This is a genomic window from Paracoccus sp. MKU1 (assembly GCF_001447385.1).
Lineage (GTDB): Bacteria > Pseudomonadota > Alphaproteobacteria > Rhodobacterales > Rhodobacteraceae > Paracoccus.
In genome coordinates this window covers 109764-134960 of the sequence record NZ_LLWQ01000215.1, presented here as the reverse complement: position 1 = coordinate 134960, position 25197 = coordinate 109764, and the positions used below count along the sequence as shown (strand labels likewise).

Genomic DNA, 25197 nt, shown 5'->3' with positions numbered 1-25197 from the left:
AGCATCATGTCCTATTTCACCGAAGCAGGCTCGGTCGAGGCGGTGAACGCCCGCATGGCCGAGGATATCGACCCGCGGCTGCGGCAGGTAATGGCCTGCCTGGTCAAGCACCTGCACGCCTTCGCCAAGGAAATCGCCCTGACCCAGGAGGAATGGGAGCTCGGCATCGACTTCCTGACCCGCACCGGCCAGATCTGCTCGGCCGAGCGGCAAGAGTTCATCCTGCTTTCGGACGTGCTGGGCTTTTCCATGCTGGTCGATGCGATCAACAACCGCCGCCCCGAAGGCGCGACCGAGAACACCGTCTTTGGCCCCTTCCATGTCGAGGGCGCGCCGATCCGGCAGATGGGCGAATGCATCAGCCTGGACGGCAAGGGCGAGAGCTGCCTGTTCGAGGGCCGGGTGCTGGACCTCGACGGCAATCCCGTCGAGGGCGCTACCGTCGATGTCTGGTCCGACAATGCCGACGGCTATTACGACGTGCAGCAGCCGGACATCCAGCCGAAATGGAACAATCGCGGCCGTTTCGTCACCGGGCCGGACGGGCGCTACAGCTTTATCGGCATCAAGCCGGTCAGCTATCCGATCCCCGATGACGGGCCGGTCGGGCAGATGCTGGGCAGGCTGGGCCGCCATCCCTATCGGCCGGCCCATATGCATTACATGGTGACCGCGCCGGGCTATCAGCGCGTCGTCACCCATACCTTCGTCGCCGAGGACGACTATATCGCCGACGATACCGTGTTCGGCGTCAAGGAGACGCTGATCGCCCCCTTCCAGCGGGTCGATGGCGACACCCTCTGGCGCTCGCCCTTCGACTTCATCCTCGTTCCCGCCTGAGCCGATCATGCCCAACGTCAAGATCTATATCGACGAAACCCGCCTCGCCGCCTGCCGCGGCGCCATCGAGGACGCGCTGCCCCGGCTGCGCGACCTGCTCTGCGAGGGGCTGGCGGTCGAAGCCAGTGCCTGCCAGATCGCCGCGCTGCCGGTGGTGGGCCTGCCCGACCAGCCGCAGGTGAATGCCGAGCTGCTGATCCTGCCGCGCAGCGGGCGCACGCCGGACCGCATCCGCGCCGTCGCCGGGACCATGCGGCAGGTGCTGGAACAGGCCAGCGGCCTCGATGTCGCGGTGCGGGTGGGCATGCTGGACCCCGAGACCTATCTGGCGCTGAAATAGGCCCTCAGCCGCGCCGCCGCGTCACCTGCTGGTCGTGCTCCATCCGCGCGGTCAGCCGGGCGAATTCCTCGGTCAGGAAGACGATGAGCTGGCGCATGGCCGGCGGGCCGGGCCGGTCCTCGGGCATCAACAGGCCCAACTGCCGCTCAGGGTGGTCGATGCGCAGCGGCAGCGCCTCCATCGGCACGCTGCGGCGCGACAGGAACACCACCGAATAGGGCAGCACGGTCAGCGCGTCCGATCCCGCCATCACCGACTGGATCGACGCCAGCGTGCCGCCCGAGAAGCTGACGTTGAAATCCTCCTGCCCGATGGATTTCAGCGCCCGCTCCAGATCACGGTAAAGCGGGCTGTTCGCCGGCGGCGCGATCCAGGTATAGGGCGCGAGATCGGCCTGCGTGATCGCCTTGCGCCGGATCAGCGGATGGCCGGCGCGGGCCGCGACCACGTTGCGGCTGGGCAGGACCGGAGTGAAGCTCAGCCCCGGCGGCACCTGGCTGGGATGCAGGGGCAGGATCGCCATGTCCAGCGTGCCATTGCGCAAGGATGCCTCCAGCGTATCGACATAGCCATAGGACTGGTCGATCTGCACCTCGGGGTGGCGCATCTGGAAATCCGCGATCATGGTCGAGACCACGCCGTCCATGAAGATCGGCGAGCCGCCGACCCGCAGCCGCCCGGCATGGCCCTTGCGGAAGCGCTGGACCAGCAGGCTCGCCTCCTGGTTGGCGGCGCGGATGCGGGCGCCGAAGCGCGCCAGGCTCAGCCCCAGCTCGGTCGGGCGCAGCGGCCGGCGGCCGGGCTGGAACAGCGGCATGCCGATGCGCTTTTCCAGCAGCGCCATGCTGCGCGAGACCGAGGGCTGCGACTTGCCAAGCGCCTCGGCCCCCTCGGTCAGCCCACCCTTCTCGACGATCACCGCCAGGATTTCCAGATGTTCGCTGTCTATTTTCATAACTTATTATCATATTATGTTTCGTTCATCCGATCAATATTTGTCTTTGGCCGGTGTAACGTCCCCGGGACGAGGATCGAGGGAGGAAAACCAGTGTCCTTTTTCCGCGAGGAATTCACAGCGCAAAGCCCGGCCGTCCGGGTGCGGTTCGGCAGCGGCGTGCGCAACAGCATCGCCGACGAGATCGACGCGCTTGGCGCCCGCCGCGCGCTGATCCTGACGACGCCGCAGCAGGCCGGGATGGCCGATGAGTTCGCCGCACTCTGCGGCAACCGCGCGGTCGGCCGGTTCACCGGCGCGGTCATGCACACCCCGGTCGAGGTCTCGGAACAGGCAACCGAGCAGGCCCGCAGCATCGGCGCCGACGTGCTGGTCGCGGTGGGCGGCGGCTCGACCACCGGCCTCGGCAAGGCCATCGCGCTGCGCACCGGCCTGCCGCAGATCGTCGTGCCCACCACCTATGCCGGCAGCGAGGCGACGCCGATCCTGGGCCAGACCGAAAACGGGCTGAAGACCACGATCACCGACCGCCGGGTGCAGCCCGAGGTCATCCTCTACGATGCCGAGCTGGTCGCCACCCTGCCGGTGGCCATGACCGTGACCAGCGCGCTGAACGCCATGGCCCATGCCGCCGAGGGGCTTTACGCCCGCGACCGCTCGCCCCTGACCTCGCTGATGGCGGTCGAGGGGCTGCGCGCCTTTCGCGACGCCCTGCCCCGCGTCGTCGCCGCGCCCGGCGACCTGGCGGCGCGGGGCGAGACGCTGTATGGCGCCTGGCTTTGCGGCTCGGTGCTGGGCCAGGTCGGCATGGCGCTGCACCACAAGCTTTGCCACACGCTGGGCGGCAGCTTCGACCTGCCCCATGCCGAGACCCATGCCGTGATCCTGCCCCATGCCATCGCCTATAACGCGCAGGCGGTGCCCGAATTGCTGGCGCCGGTGGCCGAGATCTTCGGCGATGCCGATCCGGGACGGGCGCTTCACCACTTCGCCCGCGAAAGCGGCGCGCCGCTGGCGCTGCGCGACCTGGGCCTGAAGGAAACGGACCTGGACCGCGCCGCCGAGATCGCCACCCGCAACCCCTACTGGAACCCGCGCCCGGTCGAGCGCGACGCCCTGCGCCGGCTGCTGGCCGCCGCCTGGGCGGGCGAGGCACCGGGCCGCTGAGCCGCCGCCCGCGCAGCCATCCCTTTTTGACGAAACCCTCTGGGAGGAGAGACCCCGAATGACTGATATCACCACCGATGTGCTGATCATCGGCACCGGCCCGGCCGGCTCGGCCACCGCCGCGCTGCTGTCGACCTACGGCATCGCCAACCTGGCGGTGAACCGCTATCGCTGGCTGGCCAACACGCCCCGCGCCCATATCACCAACCAGCGCACCATGGAGGTGCTGCGCGACCTCGGCCGCGATGTCGAGGACGAGGCCTATATGTTCGCCACCCATCAGGAACTGATGGGCGAGAACATCTTCTGCGAAAGCCTGGCGGGAGAGGAGATCGGCCGGCTGAAGGCCTGGGGCAACCATCCGCTGTCCAAGGCCGAGCATCTGATGTCCTCGCCCACCCGGATGAACGACCTGCCGCAGACCTATATGGAGCCGCTGCTGTTCAAGACCGCCTGTTCGCGCGGCACGCAGGGGCGGCTGTCCACCGAATACCTGCGCCACGAGCAGGACGAGACCGGCGTCACCACCACCTGCCGCGACCGGCTGACCGGGCAGGAGATCACCATCCGCTCGAAATACCTGATCGGCGCCGATGGCGGCAAATCGCTGGTCGCCGAACATGCCGGCCTGCCCTTCGAGGGCAAGATGGGCGTGGGCGGCTCGATGAACATCCTGTTCCGGGCCGACCTGTCGAAATACGTCGCGCACCGGCCCTCGGTGCTTTACTGGGTGATGCAGCCCGGCGCCGATGTCGGCGGCATCGGCATGGGGCTGGTGCGCATGGTGCGGCCCTGGAACGAATGGCTGATCGTCTGGGGCTATGACATCAACGGCCCCGAGCCCGAGGTGACCGAGGAATTCGCCACCGGCGTCGCCCGCCAGCTGGTCGGCGATCCCGAGCTGAAGATCGAGCTGCTGTCCGCCAACACCTGGACGGTGAACAACTTCTACGCCACCCGGACCGCGAACGGGCGGGTGTTCTGTATGGGCGATGCCATCCACCGGCATCCGCCGTCGAACGGGCTGGGCTCGAACACCTCGATCCAGGATGCGTTCAACCTGGCCTGGAAACTGGCCCTGGTGCTGAAAGGCCAGGCCGGCGAGCGGTTGCTGGACAGCTATGACGCCGAGCGCGCCCCGGTGGCCAGGCAGATCGTGACCCGCGCCAACCAGTCCATCACCGAGACCGGCCCGATCTTTGCCGCGCTCGGCATGGCCGAGGGGGTGGACCCGGTGCAGATGCAGAAGAACCTGCAAGCCCGCACCGACGGCACGCCCGAGGCCGAGTTGCAGCGCGAGGCGATCCGCAAGGCCATCGCCTTCAAGAAATACGAATTCGACGCGCATGGCGTCGAGATGAACCAGCGTTACCGCTCGGATGCCGTGGTGACCGACAACCAGCTCGAGCCGGATTTCCAGCTCGATCCCGAACTGCACTACCAGCCGACCACCTGGCCGGGCGCCCGCCTGCCGCATGCCTGGCTTTACCGCCACGACGACGGGGCCGAGGTCTCGACGCTGGACCTGTGCGGCCATGGCCGCTTCACCCTGCTGACCGGGCTTGGCGGCGAGGCCTGGGCCGAGGCGGCCGGCCAGGTGGCGCGCGATCTGGGCATCGACCTGGTCGCCCATGTCATCGGCCCGCGCCAGGCCTATGTCGATCACAGCGGCGACTGGGCCCGCGCCTCGGAAATCAAGGATAACGGCTGCCTGCTGGTGCGCCCCGACCACCATGTCTGCTGGCGTGCCACCGGCCTTGTTCCCCAGCCCGAGGCCGAATTGTCGCGCGTGCTGCGGCAAGTGCTGGCGCGCTGAATCATCCCCCGCACCACCACGGCCGGGCGCGCTCTGCAAGGGGCGCGCCCGATGGCATTCCATTTTTTCGAAAATTTTATTGATTACCGATAAGAACTGCCTTACCACTCGGCGCGGGGACGATTCATATAACGTTGCGTCATGTTATCCGCCGATCATGTCATGCTGTAACCCGCCTCCCTTTGCTAACCCTTCCAAGGGGGAGGAGACCCGGAGAGACAGCTAGCACCGTCGGCGCCTTGCGCGGCCCGGGATCGTTCTTCCGTGAACAGGAGGAGGAATCATAATGACGTCGAAAAGACTGGCCACCTTGCCGCGCCTTGCGCTGAGCGTGGCGACGCTGGCCATCGCCCATCCGGCGCTGGCGCAGGACGCCCGCCCCAACATCGTGCTGATCGTCGTCGACGACATGGGCTATTCGGATATGGGCGCCTTCGGCAGCGAAATCCTGACGCCGAACCTGGACGCGCTGACCCGGGACGGCGTGCAGCTGACCAATTTCCACGTCGCGCCGACCTGCTCGCCGACACGCTCCATGCTGATGTCGGGCACCGACAACCATGTCGCCGGCCTGGGCAGCATGGCCGAGGAAATCCTGGACGAGCAGCGCGGTCATCCCGGCTACGAGGGCTATCTGAACGAGCGGGTCATAAGCTTCCCCGAGGTGCTGCGCGACAGCGGCTATCACACTTATATCTCGGGCAAATGGCATCTCGGCGGCAAGGAGGGCCAGCGCCCCAACGCCCGCGGCTTCGAGCGCTCCTTCGCGCTGATGAACGGCGCCGCGCATAATTTCGACCAGACCGGCCTGATCGAGGCGCTGCCCAAGGCGAACTATACCGCCGACGACCAGCCGGTCGACCTGGGCGACGACTTCACCTATTCGACGGATTACTTCACCACCCAGCTGATCGAGCAGATCGATTCCGCCAGCGACGACGCGCCGTTCTTCGGCTATCTGGCCTATACCGCGCCGCATTGGCCCCTTCAGGCCCCGGACGCATCCATCGCGCTGTTCAAGGGCAAATACGATGCCGGCTATGACGCGATCCGCGACGCGCGGCTGGCGCGGATGCGCGAGCTGGGCCTGATCGGCGCGGACGTGCAGCCGAACGCCGCCCCCGACCTCTGGCCGCATTGGAGCGAGCTCGACGCGGCGCAGCGCGCCAGCGAGGCCCGCAAGATGGAGGTCTATGCCGCGATGATCCACGAGGTCGACCAGAATGTCGGCCGTCTCGTCGATCACCTGAAGCAGAAGGGCGAATACGAGGACACCATCTTCATCTTCTTCTCGGACAACGGCGCCGAGGGCCAGCTGCCCGAGAACATCATGGGCGGCAGGAACGGGGAATGGATCAGCCGCGCCTTCGACAATTCGCTCGAGAACATGGGCAAGCAGGGCTCGTATATCGGCTATGGTCCCAGCTGGGCCTCGGTCAGCCAGACGCCGTTCCGCATGGTCAAGGGCTATACCTATGAAGGCGGCACCCGCTCGCCCGCCTTCATCTCCTATCCCGGCTGGAAGACCGGCGAACGGCTGGACCAGTTCGTGCATGTCACCGACATCGCGCCGACGCTCTTGGACCTGGCCGGCGCCACGCCGCCCGCAGAGCGCGCCGGCATCGAACTGGCGCCGATGACCGGCCATTCGCTGCGGCCCTGGCTGGAGGGCCAGGCCGAGACGGCCCGCCCGCAGGACGAACCGGTCTGCACCGAGCTGTTCGGCCGCGTCTCGGTCTGGAAGGACGGCTGGAAGATGGTGCACAGCAACAAGCCCTGGGGCACCGGCGATTTCGAACTGTTCGACATCAAGGCCGACATGACCGAGCGTCACGACCTGGCGGCGGATCAGCCCGACAAGCTGGCCGAGCTGAAAGCCGACTGGGCGGATTGCCAGGAACGTTTCGGCATCTACTGGAACGAGGGGCTGGCGCCGCAGATGGTCTATTCCAACGAGACCGAATACCTGTTCCCGCGCCCGCAGCTGGCCGGCGCCAACTGAGCTACTGCAATCCTGCCCGGGGGCATCGCCGTCCCCGGGGCCCTGCCGAAAGGACCGGCCATGACCCTTGCCCGCCAGCCTGACCCCGGCGAGATGGTGGCCGTCCCGGGCGGCCGCTTCCTGATAGGTTCGGACCGCTTCTACCCCGAGGAGCGCCCGGTCCGCCCGGCCGAGGTCGGCGCCTTTCTCATCGACCGCCACCCGGTCACCAATGCCGCCTTCGCCCGCTTCGTCGCCGCGACCGGCCATGTCACCCAGGCCGAGCGGCCGCAGCCGCATCCCTCGATCCCCGGCCGCATGGTCGAACCCTGCTCGGCGGTCTTCACCCCGCCGCTGCCCGGCACGGTGCTGCAAGGCCCGGCCAGCTGGTGGCGGCTGGTGCCGGGCGCCTGCTGGAAGCACCCGGCCGGCCCGGGCAGCGACCTTGCCGGGCTCGAGGATCACCCGGTGGTGCATGTCGCCCTGGCCGATGCGCTGGCCTATGCCGCATGGGCCGGCAAGGCGCTGCCGACCGAAGCGGAATGGGAATGCGCCGCGCGCGGCGGGCTCGCGGGCGCGGAATACGCCTGGGGCGACAGCCTGACTCTGGACGGCCGGCACATGGCGAATACCTGGCAGGGCGCCTTTCCCTTCGTCAACGACCTCGAGGACGGTTTCGCCCGCACCTCTCCGGTCGGCAGTTTCCCGGCCAATGGCTACGGGCTTTTCGACATGATCGGCAATGTCTGGGAATGGACGCTGGACGACTATGCCGCGCCCCGGGCCGAGCCGGCGCGCAGCTGCTGCCGCAAGCCGGAGGCCAGCGGCGCCGCGACCAAGGTCATCAAGGGCGGCTCCTATCTCTGCGCGCCGAACTACTGCCAGCGCTACCGCCCCGCCGCCCGCCATCCCCAGCAGACCGACATGACCACAGGCCATCTGGGATTCCGCTGCATCCGGCGGATGTAGCCGCATAGCGGGAGCGGTAAGCCCCCGCCGCCAACGGGACTAGACCCTCTCCAGCGCCACGGCGATGCCTTGGCCAACGCCGATGCACATGGTCGAGAGCGAGCGCCGCCCGCCGGTCCGCGCCAGTTCCAGCGCCGCCGTGCCGGTGATGCGGGCGCCCGACATGCCCAGCGGATGCCCCAGCGCGATGGCGCCGCCGTTCGGGTTCACGCGCGGGTCGTCATCGGCAATGCCCAGCTGGCGCAGCGTGGCGAGGCCCTGGGCCGCGAAGGCCTCGTTCAGCTCGATCACGTCGAAATCCGCTTGGGTCAGGCCCAGCCGCGCCATCAGTTTTTGCGAGGCCGGCGCCGGGCCGATGCCCATGATGCGCGGCGGCACGCCCGCCGTCGCGCCGCCCAGCACCCGGGCGATGGGCGTCAACCCGTGCTTCTTCGCCGCCGCCTCCGAGGCCAGGATCAGCGCCGCCGCCCCGTCGTTCACCCCCGAGGCATTGCCCGCCGTGACCGAGCCGTTCGGGAACAGCGGTCGCAGCTTGGCCAGCGCCTCGGCCGTGGTGGCGCGGGGATGCTCGTCGGTATCGACCACCACCGGCTCGCCCTTGCGCTGCGGGATCGTCACCGGCGCGATCTCGGCCGCCAACCGGCCGCTGGCGATGGCGGCAGCGGCTTTCTGCTGCGAGGCCAGCGCCATGGCATCCTGCGCCTCGCGCGAGATGCCGTAGTCGTCGGCGACATTCTGGCCGGTCTGCGGCATCGAGTCGGTGCCATAGGCCGCCTGCATCGCCGGGTTCACGAAGCGCCAGCCGATGGTGGTGTCGTGGATCTCGGCATGACGGCTGAAGGCGGTCTCGGCCTTGGGCAGCACGAAGGGCGCGCGCGACATCGACTCGACGCCGCCGGCGATCATCAGCTCGGCCTCGCCCGCCGCGATCTGGCGCGCGGCGACCAGCACCGCATCCATGCCCGAGCCGCAAAGCCGGTTGATCGTGGTGCCCGGCACCTCGAGCGGCAGGCCCGCCAGCAGCGCGGACATGCGGGCGACGTTGCGGTTGTCCTCGCCGGCCTGGTTGGCGCAGCCGTAGATCACGTCGTCCACCGCCTGCCAGTCGAGCCCGGCATGGCGGGCCATCAGCGCGCGCAGCGGGATGGCGCCCAGGTCGTCGGCCCGCACCGGGGCCAGCGCGCCGCCGAAACGGCCGATGGGCGTGCGGATATAGTCGCAGATGAAGACTTCGGTCATGTCACAGCTCCGGTGCGATCAGGTCGCCGACCGCACCGTCCAGATGCAGCCGCGCGCCGGTCACGGCTTGCAGGTCGTCAAGGGAAATCGTGGCCAGCTTCTCGCGCAGCACGAAGCGGCCGTCCTCGATGTCCACCACGGCGAGCGAGGTATAGACGCGCGTCACGCAGCCAACCCCGGTCAGCGGCAGGGTGCAGGCCTCCAGCAGCTTGGGCTTGCCGTCCTTGGTGACGTGATCGGTGATGACGGCGACGCGCTTGGCGCCATGCACCAGATCCATGGCGCCGCCGACCGCCGGCACCCCTTTGGGTCCGGTGGACCAGTTCGCCAGGTCGCCGTTCTGCGCCACCTGATAGGCGCCCAGGATCGCCACGTCCAGGTGGCCGCCGCGCACCATGGCAAAGCTGTCGGCATGGTGGAAGAAGGCCGCGCCGGGCTTCAGCGTGATCGCCTTCTTGCCGGCGTTGATCAGGTCCCAGTCCTCCTCGCCCGCCGGCGGGGCCTCGCCAAAGCCCAGCACGCCGTTCTCGGTATGGAACACCGCCTGACGGCCGGGGGGCTGGAACTTGGCCACCATCTCGGGGAACCCGATGCCCAGGTTCACATAGGCGCCGTCGGCGATGTCCTGCGCCGCGCGCCAGGCGATCTGGGCGTTGGAAAGCTTCGTGGTCATGCCTGCACCTCCTGGGGACGGGCGGGGGGATGGGCCGCGTCGGCGCGGTTCAGCGCCTCCTCCTGCGCCGGGTTCGCAACCTCGACGATGCCGGAGACGAAGATGCCCGGCGTCACCACATGCTCGGGGTCGATGCCGCCCGGCGCGACCGCCTGCGTCACCTGCGCAATAGTGCGCGCCGCCGCCATCGCCATCAGGGGCGAGAAGTTCCGCGCCGCCATGCGATAGGTCAGGTTGCCGTAATGGTCGCCCAGCTCGGCCTTGACCAGCGCGAAATCGGCCTTGAGCCAGCGTTCCTGCACATAGGGCCGGCCGTCGAATTCGGCGACCGGCTTGCCGCGGGCCAGGTCGGTGCCGTAGCTGGTGGGCGTATAGAAGGCCGGGATCCCCGCCCCGCCGGCGCGGATGCGTTCGGCCAGCGTGCCCTGCGGCACCAGTTCCAGCTCGATCTCTCCGGCCAGATACTTGTCGGTAAAAACCCGCGGATCGGCCGAGCGCGGGAAGGAACAGACCATCTTGCGGACCATGCCCTGCTCGATCAGCGCGGCGATGCCGACATGGCCGTTGCCGGCATTGTTGTTGATGACGGTCAGGTCCTTGGGGCTGCCGGTGGCCAGGTAGCGGTCGATCAGCGCGTGGATCAGCTCGATCGGCGCGCCAGAGCCGCCGAAGCCGCCGATCATCACCGCGGCGCCGTCCGGGATGCCGGCGACCGCCTCGGCCAGATTGGGGATGCGTTTGTCCATGAACTCCTCCTGCGGGTTCCGGGGAGTTTCATGCGCGCATGGCCACCGCGACACCAGAGATTTCGTGCGGATGTTGACATTTGTTCAAACTGCGTAAAAACATGTGCGCATGGTGAACAAGACCGATTTCATCGCCTCGCTTGCCAAGGGCCTTCACGTGATCGAGGCGTTCCGGGCGGAACGTCCACGGCTCTCCATCGCCGAGGTGGCCGGGGCGACGGGGCTGGACCGGGCGACGGCGCGGCGCTGCCTGCTGACCCTGCACGAGCTGGGCTATGCCGATTACGACGGCAAGTTCTTCACCCTGACCCCGCGCGTCCTGCGGCTGGGCATGGGGGCCTTGGCGGCGCTGCCGCTGGCGCAACTGGTGCAGCCCTGGCTGGACCAGCTGTCCGAGCAGATCGGGCAAAGCACCTCAGTCTCGATTCTCGACGACACCGAGATCGTCTATCTGGCGCGGGCGGCGCAGCGGCGGGTGATGTCCATCGGGCTGATGCCGGGCTCTCGCCTTCCCGCGCATTGCACCTCGATGGGCCGGGTGCTGCTGGCCGCCCTGCCCGAGCCCGAGGCGCGCGCCATCATCGAACGGTCGGACCTGACGCCCCGCACCCCGCACAGCCTGACCGCGCCGGACGAGATCATGGCGCGCATCCGCCAGGCCCGCGCCGAAGGCCATGCGGTGATCGACCAGGAGGTCGAGCTGGGCCTGCGGTCGCTTGCCGTGCCGCTTTACAACGCCCACGGCCGGGTGGTGGCGGCGCTGAATATCGGGGTGGCGGCGGTGCATTCCTCGGCCGAGGAACTGGTCGCGCTTTACCTGCCGGCGCTCCTGAAGGTGCAGGAGGGGTTGCGCCGGGTGCTGCGCTAGCGGCCGGGCAGCGGCGGGCGCGGCCGGCTGGCCAGTTCGGTGGCGCTGGCCAGGTCCAGGCCGGTGATGCAGAGCAAACGGGCCACGATCCGCTCGCTTTCGGCGGGTGAAAGCTGGTCTTCGGTGATCCCCAGGCTGGCACCGATCAGCGCGTGACAGGTCAGCCGCCAGATCAGCTCGGTATCCCCGGCCTCGAACCGGCCGGCCGCCGAGGCCTGGCGCAGGTCGCGGATCGCGAAGGGTCCCATCATGCGGAACAGCGCATCCGCGATCACCTCGGAGCGGTGCAGCATCTGCCGCCAGCGCGGATCGCCGGTCGCGGTGTCCAGAACGGTGCGGAGGCCGAAGGCATAGACCTGCGCCGGATCCTCGAACCTGTCGGTGACGGCCTGGATGCTGACGCCCAGGTCGTGCATCAGCCCCTCGAGCACGGCGATGGCCAGTTCGTCCTTGGACCTGAAATAATTGTAGATCGTCCCGGCACCGACATCGGCGCGCTCGGCGATCTCCAGCATGGTGGCGGCCTCGGCGCCCTTCTCGGTCATGATCTCGCGCGCCGCCTTGATCAGCGCCGCCCGGTTGCGCCGCTGGCGCCGCGCCACGCGGCCTTCGCCCTGGATCCCTGCCTCGGCCATGTCCTGCTCCGTATTCGGAAACGAACCATATTCGGAAACGAATCGGTTCTCAAGCCGAGGGGCAGGCTGGGCCGCCCGACGCGACAAGAGGCCGCAGGCAGGTGGGGGAATTTTCGCCGCCCTGTCAAAGCATTGCAGATTTCCCGCTGTCATGAATTATAATCAAAGTTGACGATCATTCATTTTTAGAAGAAGTTCATCCTCAAGCGATCCGCCCGCAGGGGAGCGCGGGCGATCGGGCCGGAACCCCGGCGATTGTTTCAGGGAGGAGCAAGGATGACCCCATCTCACCAAGCCGTCGACACCGATGTCGCCATCGTCGGCGCGGGCCCGGTCGGCACGCTGCTGGCGATCCTGCTGGGCCAGCGCGGCAAGCGCGTGACGCTGGTCGAGCGTTGGAGCACGCATTACGACCTGCCGCGCGCCGTGACCTTCGACCACGAGATCGCGCGCATCCTGGCCACGCTGGGCATCGATGCCGAGACCGATCCCTCGATCAACCATCACGACGAGCTTTATTACTGGCGCAACGCCAAGGGCGAGAACCTCCAGATCGTGGACTGGCAGAGCCGGTCGGCCAGCGGCTGGCGGGTGCGCTATTGGTTCAACCAGCCGCTGCTGGAAAAGCGCCTGCTGAAGCTGGCGGGCAGCATGCCGGAAATCACCATGCTGCGCGGCTGGAACGCCGTCGCGCTGGACCAGGACGCGAAGGGCGTCACCCTGGCGCTGCAACAGAGCCCCGAGGAGGTCGGCCCGGACGGCGAGCGCCGGACGATCCGGGCGAAATTCGTCGCCGGCACCGACGGCGCCAACAGCTTCGTGCGCCATGCGCTTGGCATCGAGAACGAGGACAAGGGCTATTTCTTCGACTGGCTGATCCTCGACATGCTGCCGAAGTTCGACTACTGCGCCGCGCGCCCGGATGAGCCGGCGCAGTGGCAGCTTTGCGACCCCAGGCGCCCGACCACCATCGTCCCCGGCGGCCCCGCGCCGCAGCCCGGCCAGCCCGACCGCCGCCGCTGGGAGTTCATGGTGCTGCCCGGGGAATCGGTGGCCGAGATGCAGACCCCGGAAAGGGCGTGGGAACTGCTGCAACCCTGGGGCCTCACCCCCGGGAATGCCGAGCTGGAGCGTGCCGCCGTCTATCGCTTCCAGGCCCGCTGGGCGAAGCAATGGCACAAGGGCCGCTGCCTGATCGGCGGCGACGCCGCGCATCTGATGCCGCCCTTTGCCGGCGAGGGGCTGTGCGCGGGCCTGCGCGATGCGGTGGCCATGGCCTGGCGGCTGAACCTGATCCTCGAGGGCAAGGCGGGCCTCGGCCTGCTGGACAGCTATACCAGCGAGCGCAAGGACCATGCCTGCCACTACATCGACTTCAGCCAGGAGCTGGGCAGCATCATCTGCATCGCCGACGAGACAGAGGCCGCGGCCCGCGACGCCCGCATGATCGCCGAGCTTCAGGCCCGCGGCCAGCGGCCGGTGCCGACCGATATCTGCCATCTCGGCCCCGGCGCCTGGTGCCCGGCCAGCGCCCATGCCGGCGAGCTGTCGGTGCAGGGCGTGGTCGAGCACAGGGGCCGGCGCGACCGCTTCGACCAGGCCGTGGGCCGGGGCTGGGTGGTGATCGGCTATGAGGCCGATCCGCTGGCGGCCCTGACGCCCGGGCAGCGGGCACAGCTCGACCGGCTGGAGGGGTTCGGCGTGCAGGTCTGCGCCCCCGGCGGCGGCTGCGCGGTGATCGACGCCGAGGGCACCTACAAGCGCTGGCTCGACGAGATCGACGCGAAATATGTGCTGATCCGGCCGGACTTCTATGTCGCGGCCACGGCGAACAGCCCCGAGGCCTTCCAGCAGCGCGTCGATGCGGTGATGCGGACGCTGGACCTGGCCGACAGCCCGGCGCTGGCGGCGGAGTAACGCCCCCTCTCCGCTGCCGCCAGCCCTGTCCATCCGATGCCGTGACGGCGCCGCGCAAGGCGGATGGAAGCGAGGGGCAAATGCATGTCAGCAACGGCCGCGCCAGTTGGCGCGGCCGTTGTTGCTGTGTCCCCGGATAAAGAGCATTATTCCATTATATAGAATGAAATATTTGCAGAAGATCGCCCTATAAGGCCGAAAGCGCGGCGTTCGGCAATTTTCGCTTGCACTTTGCCGAGAATCGCCCAGAAATTCCCAAAAACGCGGCAGCTGTTGCGTCCATATCATGGACCAATAGCAGGGAGGGGAGGCCCCGCCGCCATGGGAGGAATGCAATGCAACTGACCGACACCCAGCCCGAGGGCGAGCTGGCCCTGGGCGGCATCGAGGCGCTGGCCGAGCCAAAGCGCGCCGAGCGATGGATGCGCCCGGTCGAGGTGTTGGCCGCCGGCCTTCTGGCGGTGATGATCGTCACCGTTCTGGCCAATGTGTTCTTCCGCTATGTGCTGGCGAAGCCGCTGATCTGGGGCGACGAAGTGGCCTCGATCAGCTTCATCTGGATGGCGATGCTGGGCGCGGCGCTGGCGGTGGACCGGCACGAGCACATGCGGCTGACCGTGTTCCTGCCCCTGCTGCCCGAGCGGCTGGCGCGGGTGGCCGAGGTGGCGGGTCAGGTGCTGGTCTGCGTCCTGCTGCTACGGCTTTTGCCGGTCGCGGTGGAATATGCCTATGAGGAAAGCTTCGTCAGGTCGCCGGCGCTGGGGCTGCCGATGTCATACCGCGCCTCGGCCCTGCCGGCCGGGATCGGGCTGATGGCGGTGCTGGCGGTGCTTTCGCTGCTGCGCTCGCGCGAATGGCGCATCATCGCCGCGACGCTGGCCGTGACGGCGGCGGCGGTGGCGCTGTTGTGGTTCGCCCGGCCGGCGCTGCTTTCCATCGGCAACTGGAACCTGCCGATCTGGCTGGGCCTGCTGGTGGCGGTGCTGCTGTGCATCGGCGTGCCCATCGCCTTCTGCTTCGCGCTGGGGACGCTGGCCTACCTGACCTTCGCCAGCCATGCGCCGATCTTCGTGATGATGGGCCGCATCGACGAGGGCATGTCCTCGCTGATCCTGCTGTCGGTGCCGGTCTTCGTGCTGCTGGGCTGCATCCTCGACGCCACCGGCATGGGCAAGGCCATCGTCAATTTCCTCGCCTCGCTGCTTGGCCACGTCAAGGCGGGGATGAGCTATGTGCTGCTGGGCTCGATGTTCCTGGTCTCGGGGATTTCCGGCTCCAAGGTCTCGGACATGGCGACGGTGGCGCCCGCGCTCTTCCCCGAGATGCGCAGGCGCGGCCATTCCGCGCCCGAGATGACGGCGCTGCTGGCCACCGGCGCGGCCATGGCCGATACCGTGCCGCCCTCGATCGTGCTGATCGTGCTGGGCTCGGTCGCGGGCGTGTCCATCGCCGGGCTGTTCACCTCGGGCTTCGTCATCGCCATGGTGCTGCTGGTGGTGCTGGCCGTGCTGGCGCGCTGGAAGGCGCGGAACGAGGACATGTCGGGCGTGCGCGCCGCCACCCTGCCGCTGATCGGCAGGACCGCGATCATCGCCGCGCCGGCGCTGGTCCTGCCCTTCATGATCCGCAGCCTGGTCGGCGGCGGCGTGGCGACCGCGACCGAGGTCTCGACCATCGCCGTGGTCTATGCCTTCGTCATCGGCGTCGTGCTTTACGGCGGCATCCCGATCCGCAGGCTGGGCACCATGCTGGTCGAGACGGCCGCCATGTCCGGCGCGATCCTGCTGATCCTGGGCGCGGCATCCGCAATGGCCTGGGCGCTGACGCAATCGGGTTTCGCCCGCGACCTGATGGCCGTCGTCACCGGCCTGCCGGGCGGCTGGGTGGTGTTCATGCTGGCCTCGATCCTGATCTTCCTGATCCTCGGCTGCGTGCTGGAGGGGCTGCCGGCCATCGTGCTTCTGGCGCCGATCATGTTCCCCATCGCCCGCGGCCTGGGCATCCACGACATCCATTACGCCATGGTCATCGTCACGGCGATGAACATCGGGCTGATGGCCCCGCCCATCGGCATCGGCTTCTACATCGCCTGCAAGATCGCCGACGTGCCGGCCGACCAGGTCATGCGCCGGATCTGGCCCTATCTGGCGGCGCTGCTGGTCGGCCTGCTGGCCATCGCCGCCGTGCCCTGGTTCTCGACCGCCTTGCTTTGATTTCAACAGCCTTCGGGGAGGAGGAAAACATGACCATCACCCGCCGCAGCGTCCTGATGGGTGCCGCCGCAGGGGCGCTCGCCGCGCCCTTCATCCGGCCGGGCGCCGCCCGCGCCGCCGAATTCAGCTACAAGATCGCGAACAACCAGCCCTTGGAGCATCCCAGCAACGTCCGGCTGGCCGAGGCGGTCAAGGCGATCCTGGAAGAAACCTCGGGCGCGGTGGACATCCAGATCTTCCCCTCGAACCAGCTGGGCGCCGATACCGACGTGCTGGGCCAGCTGCGCTCGGGCGGGGTCGAGTTCTTCCAGCTGTCGCCGGTGATCCTGTCGACGCTGGTGCCGAACGCCTCGATCAACGGCGTGGGCTTCGCCTTCCCCGACTACGACACGGTCTGGAAGGCGATGGACGGCGATCTGGGCGCCTATGCCCGCGGCCAGATCGAGAATGCCGGCCTGGTGATGATGGACAAGATCTGGGACAACGGCTTCCGCCAGACCACCACCTCGACCAAGCCCATCACCACGCCCGAGGACTTCCAGGGCTTCAAGATCCGCGTGCCGGTCAGCCCGCTCTGGACCTCGCTCTTCTCGGCCTTCGGCGCCGCGCCCGCCTCGATCAACTTTGCCGAGGTCTATACCGCGCTGCAAACCGGCATCGTGGACGGGCAGGAAAACCCGCTGGCGATCATGAAGGTCGCCAAGCTGTGGGAGGTGCAGAAATACCTGTCCATGACCAACCACATGTGGGACGGCTTCTGGCTTCTGGGCAACCGCCGCGCCTGGGGCGCCCTGCCCGAGGAGACGCAGCAGATCGTCGCCAGGCATTTCAACGCCGGCGCGGAAAACCAGCGCGCGGACGTGATGGCGCTGAACGCCACGCTGCGCGGCGATCTGGAAGGCCAGGGCTTCGTCTTCAACGACGTCGACCCGCAGCCCTTCGAGGACAAGCTGCGCGAGGCCGGTTTCTACGCCGAGTGGAAAAAGACCTATGGCGACGAGGCATGGGAGATCCTGGAAGCCGCCGTCGGCCGGAAGCTCGCCTGATGACCGAGGCGCCCGCCCCTGAACCGACCAGCGGCTCGCAAGCGGTTGCCCGCGCGCTGTCGCTGCTGTCGCTGGTCGGCAGGGGCGGCGACGAGGGGCTGGCATTGGGGCAATTGGCCGCCATGACCGGGCTGACACGGCCCACGGTGCGGCGGCTGCTGTTGGCGCTGGCGGCGGCGCGCATGGTCGAGCAGGACCGCCGCACCCGGCGCTATCACCTGGGTCCCGAGGCCTATCTGCTGGGCAGCTTCGCCGCCGAGCGCCACGGCATCCTGCATCACGCCCGTGAGTCCATGCTGCGGCTGGCGCGCGAAACCGGCGACACCCTGCTGCTGACCGTGTCGCAGGGCGACCATACCCTGTGCCTGGAGCGGATCGAGGGCGATTTCCCGATCCGCACCCATGCGCTGATGCGCGGCGACCGCAAGCCCGCGGGCGTCGGCGCCGGCGCGCTGGCGATCCTCGCCGCCCTGCCGGCGCCCGAGGGCGAGGCGCTGTTGCAAAAGGCCAAGCCGCTGATCGAGGTGCTTGCCCCGGGTCTGGCGCCGGCGCTGGCCGAGGACCTGGCTCATGCGCGCGCGGCCGGCCACGCGCTGAATCCCGGCCGCGTGGTGCCGGGATCCTGGGGCCTGGGCGTCGCCATCCTCTGGCCCGACGGCCGCCCGGCCGGGGCGCTCTCTATCGCCGCCATCGAGAGCCGCATGGGCGAGGCGCGGCAGGCCGAACTGGCCGCCGCGCTGCACCGCGAGGCGCGACTGGTCGAAACCCGTCTCGCCGCGCTCGAGACGCAACCGAAAAGGAACATCGCATGACCGATCCGCTGATCGTCGGCTGGGCGCATACGAAATTCGGCAAGTCCGAGGCACCCGACACGCTGGCCCTGATGGCCGAGGTGGCACGGCCGGCGCTGGACCACGCCGGCCTGGGCGCCGATGCCGTGGACGGCATCTTCGTCGGCGTCTACAACAACGGCTTCTCGCGGCAGGACTTCCAGGGCGCGCTGGTCGCCATGGGCACGCCGGAACTGGCGGGCGTGCCCTTCATGCGCACGGAAAACGCCTGCGCCACCGGCTCGGCCGCGCTGTATGCGGCGGCGGATTTCATCGCCTCGGGGCGGGGGCGCGTGGCGCTGGTGATCGGCGCGGAGAAGATGAGCGCGACGCCCGGCGACCAGGTCGGCGACATCCTGTTGTCCGCGAGCTACGTCCCCGAGGAGGGCGAGATTCCCGGCGGTTTCGCCGGCGTCTTCGGCCGCATCACCGAAAGCTATTTCCAGCGCCACGGCGACCGCTCCGAGGAGCTGGCGATGATCGCCGCCAAGAACCACGAAAACGGCATGCGCAACCCCTATGCGCATATGCAGAAGCCCTTCGATCTGGCGTTCTGCAACACCATCTCGGACAAGAACCCGCGCGTCGCGGGACCGCTGCGGCGCACCGATTGCTCGCTGGTCTCGGACGGGGCGGCGGCGCTGGTTCTGGCCGCGCCCGAGATGGCGGCCGACCTGCAACGCGCCATCCGTTTCCGCGCCCGGGCGCAGGCCGGCGACCTTCTGGCGCTGTCGCGGCGCGATCCCATCGCCTTCGACGGGCCGCACCGGGCCTGGGCTGCGGCGCTGGATCAGGCCGGGCTCGGCATCACCGACCTGTCGCTGGTCGAGACGCATGACTGCTTCACCACCGCCGAGATGATCGAATACGAGGCCATGGGCCTGGCCCCGCGCGGCCAGGGCTGGCGCGTCATCCGCGACGGCGTGACCCGGTTCGACGGCGCGCTGCCGGTGAACCCCTCGGGCGGGCTGAAGTCGCGCGGCCATCCGATCGGCGCCACCGGCTTGTCGCAGCATGTCATGGTGGCCATGCAGCTGGCCGGCGATGCCGGGGCCATGCAGGTGCCCGGCGCCACGCTGGGCGGCGTCTTCAACATGGGCGGCGCGGCGGTCGCCAGCTATTGCTCGATCCTGGAGCGCGTGAAATGACCGAACCCGCCACCGAACCCATCGGCGGCCTGACCCCGGTTTCGACCCGGGTGATGAACCTTGCCACCTTCCTGACCCAGGCCGCGCGGCGCGACCCGGACGGCATCGCGCTGGTCATGGGCGAGGCGCGCTGGACATGGGCCGAGTTCGAGGCCCGCGCCGACGCGCTGGCCCATGCGCTGCAAACCCGCTTTGGCCTGCAAAAGGGCGACCGGGTGATGTGCCAGTCGCAGAACTGCATGGAGATGATGCAGGCCATGTTCGCCACCTGGCGCGCGGGCGGCGTCTGGGTGCCCGCGAACTTCCGCCAGACCCCGGAGGAGGTGGCTTACCTGACCGAAGCCTCGGGTGCGCGGCTGATGCTGTGCAACGCCGCCTTTCCCGACCATGCGGCAGCCTGCGGCGTGACCACGCTGGCCTTCGGGCAGGCCGGCTTCGGCCCCTCGGTGCAGACCATCACCGCCGAGCACATGGGCAGCCGCCCGCAGGTCGCGGCGGTGGATCGCGACGATCCCTGCTGGTTCTTCTTCACCTCGGGGACCACGGGCCGGCCCAAGGCCAGCGTTCTGACCCACGGCCAGATGGCCTTCGTGGTCACGAACCACTTGGCCGACCTGATGCCGGGCCTGACGGGCGACGACGCCTCGCTGGTGGTGGCGCCCCTGTCGCATGGCGCGGGGGTGCATCAGCTGACCCAGGTGGCGCGCGGGGTGAAAACCGTGCTGCTGCCGACCGAGCGTTTCGACGTGGCGCAGGTCTGGGACCTGGTGCGGGAATGGCGCGTCTCGACCATGTTCACCGTGCCGACGATCCTGAAGCTGCTGGTCGAGCATCCGGCGACGGAAACGGCCGACACCGCGTCGCTGCGCTATGTGATCTATGCCGGCGCGCCGATGTATCGGGTGGACCAGCAAAAGGCGCTGCGCACCCTGGGCAAGGTGCTGGTGCAATATTTCGGCCTGGGCGAATGCACCGGCAACATCACCGTGCTGCCCGCGCATCTCCACGATGCCGAGGACGGCCCGACCACCCGCATCGGCACCTGCGGCCATGCCCGCACCGGCATCGAGATCCAGGTCCAGGACGATCAGGGTCGCGAACTGCCGCCCGGCCAGACCGGCGAGATCTGCGTCATCGGCCCCGCCGTCTTTGCCGGCTACTACCGGAACCCGCAGGCCAATGCGAAGGCCTTTCGCGACGGCTGGTTCCGCACCGGCGACCTGGGCCATATGGACGAGGCGGGGTTCCTGTATATCACCGGGCGCGAGTCGGACATGTTCATCTCGGGCGGCTCGAACATCTATCCGCGCGAGATCGAGGAGAAGATCCTGACCCATCCCGCCATTTCCGAAGTCGCGGTGCTGGGCGTGCCCGACCCGCTCTGGGGCGAGGTCGGCTGGGCGGTCTGCGTCGCCAGCGCCCCGGTGACCGAGGAGGAACTGGCGGCGTTCCTGGCCCCGAAGCTGTCGCGCTACAAGCTGCCCAAGCGGTTCCTGTTCTGGGACGGCCTGCCGAAATCGGCCTATGGCAAGATCACCAAGAAGATGATCCGCGAGGAACTGGAGGCGCGCGGCCTGCTGGAGCAGGCTCCGGCATGAACATGGTCCATCCCGGCCCCCGCGCGGCCGAGCGTGTGCAGGCTCGGCCCGCGCTGCTGCGCCCCGTCGCAGGCAGGCTGCGCGCGGGGCAGACGGTCATGCAGGCGGTGGGCGCGCTGTTCGCGGATCACGGCTGCAAGGGCGGCGTGCTTTCGCTGGCGGGCGTGACCTGCGAGCCGATGCGCTATGTCCTGCCGGCGCTGTCGACAGACGGGCTGCACGCGGCCTGGTATTCCGACACCCACGCGCCCGAGGGTCGCTGGACCGTCGAAAGCGCCACCGCGACGGTCGGCTGGAAGGACGGCGCGCCCTTCCTGCATTGCCACGGCATCTGGTCGGATGGGCGCGACAGGGCGATGGGCAACCTGCTGCCCCTCGACTCGACCGTCGCCGAGGACGTGACGGTCGAGGGGCTGGGCGCGGCAGAGACATGGTTCGAGGCGCTGCCCGATCAGGAAACCGCCTTCACGCTGTTCATCCCGCAGGGCGGCGGCGACGGTCCCGGCCTTTTCGCCCGCATCCTGCCGGGCGAGGATGTGGTCGCGGCCATCGAAACGCTTGCCGCCCGCCACGGCATCCGGGACGCGCGCCTGCATGCCGTGGGCAGCATCGACCATATCCGCTTCGCCGAGGGGCACCGCATGGACTGCCTGGCCACCGAGCTGCGTTTCGACGGCGCGCGGCTGGCCCGGGGCACGGCGCATGTCCCCATCGAGGTCGTGGACATCCACGGCCATATCGCGCGCGGCACGCTGGCCCGGGGCGCGAACCCCGTCGGGGTGACGCTGGAACTCATCATCGAACCGACAGGGGAAACGCCATGAAAACCGCCATCGTCACCGGAGGCTGCCGCGGCATCGGCCTGGCCGCCACCGAGATCTTCCTGGAGCAGGGCTGGCGCGTCGCCATGGTCGATCGCGATACCGAGGAACTGCACCGGGTCGCGGACGGCATGGAGAACGTGCTGGCGGTCGAGGCCGACGTCTCGGACCCTGGCCAGGTCGAGCGCATGGTGGCCGAGACCGTCGCCGGCCTCGGCCGCGTCGATGCGCTGGTCAACAATGCCGGCGTCGCGCTGTTCTCGCGCGCCGGGCGCACCAGTTTCGAGGAATGGCGCGAGGTGATGGCGACGAACCTGGACGGCGTGTTCCTGTGCACCCAGGCCACGGCGCCGGAGCTGGCGAAAACCGGCGGCGCCATCGTCAACATCGCCTCGATCTCGGGGCTGCGCGCCTCGACCCTGCGGGTGGCCTATGGCACCTCGAAGGCGGCGGTGATCCACCTGACCAAGCAATTCGCCGCCGAGCTGGGCGAACAGGGCATCCGCGTCAATTGCGTCGCCCCCGGCCCGGTCAAGACCAAGCTGGCCATGGCGGTGCATGCGCCCGAGATCATCTCGGCCTATTACGACGCCATCCCGCTGAACCGCTATGGCGAGGCGCGCGAGATCGCCGAGGCCATCGTGTTCCTGTGCTCGGACAAGGCCAGCTTCGTCTCGGGCCAGACGCTGGCGGTGGATGGCGGTTTCGACGCCACCGGCGTCGGCCTGCCGGCGCTGCGGCGCGAGAACGAGCCGGCCTGACGGCGGCGCGCGCCCCGGACCGGATCAGCCGATCTCGACGCGCAGCCTTTCGATCATCCTGTCGCGTTCGCGCAGGGCGCGGCGGGCGGCCTCCGGCCGGGTGGCGGCACAGGCGTTGATCAGGCATTCGACGGCGACGGTAAAGGCGCCGATGCTGTTCGACAGGAAGCTGGTCTCATGCGCCGCCAGGATCGCGGCGCGCGAGCTTTGCACCAGCGGCGAATCGGTCCGGTCGGTCAGCGCCACGGTGCCGATGCCCAGCCTGCGCGCCTCGGCCGCGACATCGACCACCTGCGCCGAATAGGGCGCGCAGCTGGTCGAGATCAGCACCCCGCCCTCGCCCAGCAGCGCCAGCCCCTCGGCGATGCCCAGCCCGTTCGCATCGAGCAGCGCCACGTCCGAGCGGATCATGCGCAGCCCATAGACCAGGAAGCTGGCGATGGAATGAAACTGGCGGATGCCGTGGACCACGACCCGGGGCGCCGCCATGATCATCTCGGCCGCCATGTCGAAGGCGGCCTCGTCGAACTGCTCGATGAAGCGGTCGATATTGGCCTGGTTCTCGCGGCAGAGCCGCGCGGCGCGGGCGCGGGTCGAACTGCCGCCCTCGAGGGCCGAAACCGCCCGGCGCGAATAGAAGGCGCCCGGCGCGCTCATCGAGGCCGAAAGCAGCACCTGCTGGAAAGCGGGAAAGCCGGAATAGCCCAGCGAATGCGCCAGCCGGGTCAGGGTCGAGGGGCTGACCTCCAGCCGCTCGGCCAGCGTGGTGATCGACAACAGCACCGGATCGCCGGTCAGGTCCAGGATGCGCGACAGCGCGCCGCGCGCCTTGGCCCCCAGCGAGATGCCGCCCTGGCCCTGCGCGATGGCGACGGCCAGGGCGCGCAGCTCTTGCAGGGTCTCAGGCGGTGCCGCTGTAGCGGGCGGGTCCGGTGGCGCGGTCATGGATGCTCCAATCCAGCCCCCGGGCGGTCAGGCGCAGGAGCGCGGTGCCGAGGGTGTTTTCTTCGTCGGGATCGTCAGCCGCGTCGCGCCGGATGGGAAGTCCCTCGCCACCGGTATCGCGCAGGATCGCCAGCGGAGCCAGGCCCGCCGCCACCAGCGCATCGCCGCGCCGCTGCCGGTCGCCCGAGGAGGCAGTGACAATCTGGCCGTCGAGGCCACGCGGCAGGTGCAGCGCGTGATTGGCATGCAGCGCCGGGGCGGCGATCTCGCGCTGCGACATCGCGCCGCCGCCGAACTCGACCGACAGGATGCGCCCGTCGCCGCGCTGCATCAGCGCGAAATGGAACCCGCCCGAGGGCGCATCGGCCAGAACCTCCAGCGCCGCCGCCAGCGTCGGGCTGGCCAGCACCGCCCGGCCCAGCACCATGCGCGGGATTTCCGTCTCGACCCCGGTCAGGCGCAGGTTGTTCACCGTCTGCACCAGCCCGGCGCCGGTAAAGGCGAAGGTATGGCCGGGGATCGAGCCGGGATAGCAGAAGGCATGGAAGCCCGGCTCGGCCTCGGGCCGGGCCTCGGCGATGAAGCAGGCGCCGCGAAAGAAGGGCAGCCCGTCCTCGTTATGCGCCAGCAGCGGCTCGGGGCCCGGCAGCATGACGGTGGTGCAGCCGTCCGGGACCGAGGCCAGCAGGTCGCCGCGGCAGTTCCAGGCAAAGACCTGCGCCACCGGCAGGCCCAGCCCCTCGGCCAGCCCCTCGATTTCCTGCCAGATGCGCGGAAAGCGCGCACGGGTCGCCGCCGCCATGCGGGCGAGGCGGGGGGCATGGGCGGGGGCGTTGACCTCCTGCCACAGCGGATGGCCGGGCAGGTGCCGCTGCACCGCCGCGCGGCCGGCGCGGCCAAGCGCGACGCCGATCTGATGCGGGGTGCCGGCCAGTTGCAGCCAGCCCAGCCCGGGCGCGGTCGAAACCTCAGACATGTTGCAGGAAATCCTTCAGACGGTCGTTGGGCGGGCTGGCGATGGTCTGGACCGGATCGCCGTCCACCGAGATCTTGCCATGCTCCATGAAGATCAGCCGCGTGCCGACCTGGCGGGCGAAGGTCATCTCATGGGTGACGACCACCATGGTCATGCCCTCCTGCGCCAGTTCGCGCATGACGTTCAGCACCTCCTGCTTCAGCTCGGGGTCGAGCGCCGAGGTCGGCTCGTCGAACAGCATGACCTTGGGCCGGATCGCCAGCGCCCGGGCGATGGCCACGCGCTGCTGCTGGCCGCCCGACAGCGCCGAGGGCGGATGATGGGCGCGCGCCGCCAGCCCGACCTTTTCCAGAAGCTGCATCGCCTGCGCCTCGGCCTCGGCGCGCGGCAGGCCGCGCACCTTGCGCGGGCCGAAGGCCACGTTCTGCAAGGCGGTCATCTGCGGGAACAGGTTGAACTGCTGGAACACCATCCCGGCCTCCTGCCGGATGCGGCGCAGCTGCTTGGCCCCGGCGCGAACCGAGACGCCGTCCACCAGCAGGTCGCCGCCGGTGATCTGTTCAAGCCCGTTGATGCAGCGCAGCAGCGTGGACTTCCCCGAGCCCGAGGGGCCGATCAGCACCACCACCTCGCCGGTCTCGATGGAAAGATCGACCTCGTCCAGCACCTTCAGGTCGCCGAAGTGCTTGGAGGTCTTGCGAAACTCGATGATG

Annotated in this window: 23 protein-coding genes; 15 read left to right on the top strand and 8 right to left on the bottom strand. The window is 68.9% G+C overall.

Annotated features, from left to right (window positions below):
• Positions 1–6 precede the first annotated feature (6 nt).
• Positions 7–840 (top strand): intradiol ring-cleavage dioxygenase, encoded by an 834-nt coding sequence (locus tag AQY21_RS23335; RefSeq protein WP_058099974.1) that lies wholly within the window; start codon positions 7–9, stop codon positions 838–840.
• A gap of 7 nt (positions 841–847) precedes the next feature.
• Positions 848–1180 carry a hypothetical protein gene (locus AQY21_RS23330; RefSeq protein WP_058099973.1) on the top strand — a complete coding sequence of 111 codons (333 nt, stop codon included), beginning with the start codon at positions 848–850 and terminating at the stop codon, positions 1178–1180.
• A 4-nt stretch (positions 1181–1184) separates the two neighbouring features.
• Here the strand turns inward: AQY21_RS23330 and AQY21_RS23325 are convergent, their stop codons facing one another.
• The gene (locus tag AQY21_RS23325; protein ID WP_058099972.1) at positions 1185–2135 is read right to left on the bottom strand and encodes a LysR family transcriptional regulator; all 951 of its coding nucleotides are present in this window, start codon (positions 2133–2135) and stop codon (positions 1185–1187) included.
• A gap of 93 nt (positions 2136–2228) precedes the next feature.
• Here AQY21_RS23325 and AQY21_RS23320 point away from each other — a divergent pair, with 93 nt between their 5' ends.
• From AQY21_RS23320 to AQY21_RS23305, 4 genes are all read left to right on the top strand, one after another.
• Positions 2229–3302, top strand: coding sequence for a maleylacetate reductase (locus AQY21_RS23320; RefSeq protein ID WP_058099971.1), 1074 nt, complete (start codon positions 2229–2231; stop codon positions 3300–3302).
• 58 nt (positions 3303–3360) lie between these two features.
• Positions 3361–5118 carry an FAD-dependent monooxygenase gene (locus tag AQY21_RS23315; RefSeq protein ID WP_058099970.1) on the top strand — a complete coding sequence of 586 codons (1758 nt, stop codon included), beginning with the start codon at positions 3361–3363 and terminating at the stop codon, positions 5116–5118.
• A 286-nt stretch (positions 5119–5404) separates the two neighbouring features.
• Positions 5405–7120: an arylsulfatase gene (locus tag AQY21_RS23310; protein WP_058099969.1), complete on the top strand. Its 1716-nt coding sequence runs from the start codon at positions 5405–5407 to the stop codon at positions 7118–7120.
• A 60-nt stretch (positions 7121–7180) separates the two neighbouring features.
• Positions 7181–8068, top strand: coding sequence for a formylglycine-generating enzyme family protein (locus AQY21_RS23305; RefSeq protein ID WP_152988328.1), 888 nt, complete (start codon positions 7181–7183; stop codon positions 8066–8068).
• Positions 8069–8107: 39 nt separating this feature from the next.
• On the opposite strand, the gene pcaF is transcribed toward AQY21_RS23305, so the two are convergent.
• From pcaF to AQY21_RS23290, 3 genes are read right to left on the bottom strand one after another with little or no spacing between them, the layout of a single operon-like run.
• On the bottom strand, positions 8108–9307 hold the full coding sequence (gene pcaF / locus AQY21_RS23300; RefSeq protein ID WP_058099968.1) for a 3-oxoadipyl-CoA thiolase: 1200 nt from the start codon (positions 9305–9307) through the stop codon (positions 8108–8110).
• Position 9308: 1 nt separating this feature from the next.
• Positions 9309–9980 carry a 3-oxoacid CoA-transferase subunit B gene (locus AQY21_RS23295; RefSeq protein WP_058099967.1) on the bottom strand — a complete coding sequence of 224 codons (672 nt, stop codon included), beginning with the start codon at positions 9978–9980 and terminating at the stop codon, positions 9309–9311.
• The gene (locus AQY21_RS23290; RefSeq protein WP_058099966.1) at positions 9977–10726 is read right to left on the bottom strand and encodes a 3-oxoacid CoA-transferase subunit A; all 750 of its coding nucleotides are present in this window, start codon (positions 10724–10726) and stop codon (positions 9977–9979) included. Before AQY21_RS23290 ends, AQY21_RS23295 begins: the two co-directional genes overlap by 4 nt.
• Positions 10727–10835: 109 nt before the next feature.
• Here AQY21_RS23290 and AQY21_RS23285 point away from each other — a divergent pair, with 109 nt between their 5' ends.
• The gene (locus AQY21_RS23285; RefSeq protein ID WP_058099965.1) at positions 10836–11594 is read left to right on the top strand and encodes an IclR family transcriptional regulator C-terminal domain-containing protein; all 759 of its coding nucleotides are present in this window, start codon (positions 10836–10838) and stop codon (positions 11592–11594) included.
• Here AQY21_RS23285 and AQY21_RS23280 read toward each other — a convergent pair.
• Positions 11591–12229, bottom strand: a complete 639-nt coding sequence (locus AQY21_RS23280; protein ID WP_058099964.1) for a TetR/AcrR family transcriptional regulator — start codon at positions 12227–12229, stop codon at positions 11591–11593. The two genes, AQY21_RS23285 and AQY21_RS23280, sit on opposite strands and share 4 nt — an antisense overlap.
• 276 nt (positions 12230–12505) lie before the next feature.
• Here AQY21_RS23280 and AQY21_RS23275 point away from each other — a divergent pair, with 276 nt between their 5' ends.
• From AQY21_RS23275 to AQY21_RS23240, 8 genes are all read left to right on the top strand, one after another.
• A complete protein-coding gene (locus AQY21_RS23275) occupies positions 12506–14146 on the top strand; it encodes a bifunctional 3-(3-hydroxy-phenyl)propionate/3-hydroxycinnamic acid hydroxylase (RefSeq protein ID WP_058099963.1) in 1641 nt (546 codons plus the stop codon).
• Positions 14147–14481: 335 nt separating this feature from the next.
• On the top strand, positions 14482–16359 hold the full coding sequence (locus tag AQY21_RS23270) for a TRAP transporter large permease subunit (RefSeq protein ID WP_058099962.1): 1878 nt from the start codon (positions 14482–14484) through the stop codon (positions 16357–16359).
• Between the two features lie 29 nt (positions 16360–16388).
• Positions 16389–17405 (top strand): TRAP transporter substrate-binding protein, encoded by a 1017-nt coding sequence (locus tag AQY21_RS23265; protein ID WP_058099961.1) that lies wholly within the window; start codon positions 16389–16391, stop codon positions 17403–17405.
• Positions 17405–18217 carry an IclR family transcriptional regulator gene (locus AQY21_RS23260; RefSeq protein ID WP_058099960.1) on the top strand — a complete coding sequence of 271 codons (813 nt, stop codon included), beginning with the start codon at positions 17405–17407 and terminating at the stop codon, positions 18215–18217. Before AQY21_RS23265 ends, AQY21_RS23260 begins: the two co-directional genes overlap by 1 nt.
• Positions 18214–19383 carry an acetyl-CoA acetyltransferase gene (locus AQY21_RS23255; RefSeq protein ID WP_058099959.1) on the top strand — a complete coding sequence of 390 codons (1170 nt, stop codon included), beginning with the start codon at positions 18214–18216 and terminating at the stop codon, positions 19381–19383. Before AQY21_RS23260 ends, AQY21_RS23255 begins: the two co-directional genes overlap by 4 nt.
• Positions 19380–20981: an acyl-CoA synthetase gene (locus AQY21_RS23250; RefSeq protein WP_058099958.1), complete on the top strand. Its 1602-nt coding sequence runs from the start codon at positions 19380–19382 to the stop codon at positions 20979–20981. The genes AQY21_RS23255 and AQY21_RS23250 overlap by 4 nt, the downstream gene beginning before the upstream one ends.
• Positions 20978–21805, top strand: coding sequence for a PCC domain-containing protein (locus AQY21_RS23245; protein ID WP_058099957.1), 828 nt, complete (start codon positions 20978–20980; stop codon positions 21803–21805). The genes AQY21_RS23250 and AQY21_RS23245 overlap by 4 nt, the downstream gene beginning before the upstream one ends.
• A complete protein-coding gene (locus tag AQY21_RS23240; RefSeq protein WP_058099956.1) occupies positions 21802–22563 on the top strand; it encodes an SDR family NAD(P)-dependent oxidoreductase in 762 nt (253 codons plus the stop codon). The genes AQY21_RS23245 and AQY21_RS23240 overlap by 4 nt, the downstream gene beginning before the upstream one ends.
• Before the next feature lie 24 nt (positions 22564–22587).
• On the opposite strand, the gene AQY21_RS23235 is transcribed toward AQY21_RS23240, so the two are convergent.
• From AQY21_RS23235 to glnQ, 3 genes are read right to left on the bottom strand one after another with little or no spacing between them, the layout of a single operon-like run.
• On the bottom strand, positions 22588–23508 hold the full coding sequence (locus AQY21_RS23235; RefSeq protein WP_058099955.1) for a MurR/RpiR family transcriptional regulator: 921 nt from the start codon (positions 23506–23508) through the stop codon (positions 22588–22590).
• Positions 23465–24484 carry a C45 family peptidase gene (locus tag AQY21_RS23230; RefSeq protein ID WP_058099954.1) on the bottom strand — a complete coding sequence of 340 codons (1020 nt, stop codon included), beginning with the start codon at positions 24482–24484 and terminating at the stop codon, positions 23465–23467. The genes AQY21_RS23235 and AQY21_RS23230 overlap by 44 nt, the downstream gene beginning before the upstream one ends.
• On the bottom strand, positions 24477–25196 hold the full coding sequence (gene glnQ / locus AQY21_RS23225) for a glutamine ABC transporter ATP-binding protein GlnQ (protein WP_203416645.1): 720 nt from the start codon (positions 25194–25196) through the stop codon (positions 24477–24479). The genes AQY21_RS23230 and glnQ overlap by 8 nt, the downstream gene beginning before the upstream one ends.
• Position 25197: the final 1 nt, after the last annotated feature.

Excerpts from the sequence above, each read along its gene's own strand:
- AQY21_RS23315 (WP_058099970.1), top strand. The coding sequence starts at position 3,361 with ATGACTGATATCACCACCGATGTGCTGATCATCGGCACCGGCCCGGCC.
- AQY21_RS23260 (WP_058099960.1), top strand. The coding sequence starts at position 17,405 with ATGACCGAGGCGCCCGCCCCTGAACCGACCAGCGGCTCGCAAGCGGTT.
- AQY21_RS23295 (WP_058099967.1), bottom strand. The coding sequence starts at position 9,980 with ATGACCACGAAGCTTTCCAACGCCCAGATCGCCTGGCGCGCGGCGCAG.
- AQY21_RS23245 (WP_058099957.1), top strand. The coding sequence starts at position 20,978 with ATGAACATGGTCCATCCCGGCCCCCGCGCGGCCGAGCGTGTGCAGGCT.
- AQY21_RS23330 (WP_058099973.1), top strand. The coding sequence starts at position 848 with ATGCCCAACGTCAAGATCTATATCGACGAAACCCGCCTCGCCGCCTGC.
- pcaF (WP_058099968.1), bottom strand. The coding sequence starts at position 9,307 with ATGACCGAAGTCTTCATCTGCGACTATATCCGCACGCCCATCGGCCGT.
- AQY21_RS23270 (WP_058099962.1), top strand. The coding sequence starts at position 14,482 with ATGCAACTGACCGACACCCAGCCCGAGGGCGAGCTGGCCCTGGGCGGC.
- AQY21_RS23285 (WP_058099965.1), top strand. The coding sequence starts at position 10,836 with ATGGTGAACAAGACCGATTTCATCGCCTCGCTTGCCAAGGGCCTTCAC.
- AQY21_RS23290 (WP_058099966.1), bottom strand. The coding sequence starts at position 10,726 with ATGGACAAACGCATCCCCAATCTGGCCGAGGCGGTCGCCGGCATCCCG.
- AQY21_RS23240 (WP_058099956.1), top strand. The coding sequence starts at position 21,802 with ATGAAAACCGCCATCGTCACCGGAGGCTGCCGCGGCATCGGCCTGGCC.
- AQY21_RS23310 (WP_058099969.1), top strand. The coding sequence starts at position 5,405 with ATGACGTCGAAAAGACTGGCCACCTTGCCGCGCCTTGCGCTGAGCGTG.
- AQY21_RS23325 (WP_058099972.1), bottom strand. The coding sequence starts at position 2,135 with ATGAAAATAGACAGCGAACATCTGGAAATCCTGGCGGTGATCGTCGAG.
- AQY21_RS23335 (WP_058099974.1), top strand. The coding sequence starts at position 7 with ATGTCCTATTTCACCGAAGCAGGCTCGGTCGAGGCGGTGAACGCCCGC.
- AQY21_RS23280 (WP_058099964.1), bottom strand. The coding sequence starts at position 12,229 with ATGGCCGAGGCAGGGATCCAGGGCGAAGGCCGCGTGGCGCGGCGCCAG.
- AQY21_RS23250 (WP_058099958.1), top strand. The coding sequence starts at position 19,380 with ATGACCGAACCCGCCACCGAACCCATCGGCGGCCTGACCCCGGTTTCG.
- AQY21_RS23305 (WP_152988328.1), top strand. The coding sequence starts at position 7,181 with ATGACCCTTGCCCGCCAGCCTGACCCCGGCGAGATGGTGGCCGTCCCG.
- AQY21_RS23265 (WP_058099961.1), top strand. The coding sequence starts at position 16,389 with ATGACCATCACCCGCCGCAGCGTCCTGATGGGTGCCGCCGCAGGGGCG.
- AQY21_RS23235 (WP_058099955.1), bottom strand. The coding sequence starts at position 23,508 with ATGACCGCGCCACCGGACCCGCCCGCTACAGCGGCACCGCCTGAGACC.
- AQY21_RS23255 (WP_058099959.1), top strand. The coding sequence starts at position 18,214 with ATGACCGATCCGCTGATCGTCGGCTGGGCGCATACGAAATTCGGCAAG.
- AQY21_RS23275 (WP_058099963.1), top strand. The coding sequence starts at position 12,506 with ATGACCCCATCTCACCAAGCCGTCGACACCGATGTCGCCATCGTCGGC.
- AQY21_RS23230 (WP_058099954.1), bottom strand. The coding sequence starts at position 24,484 with ATGTCTGAGGTTTCGACCGCGCCCGGGCTGGGCTGGCTGCAACTGGCC.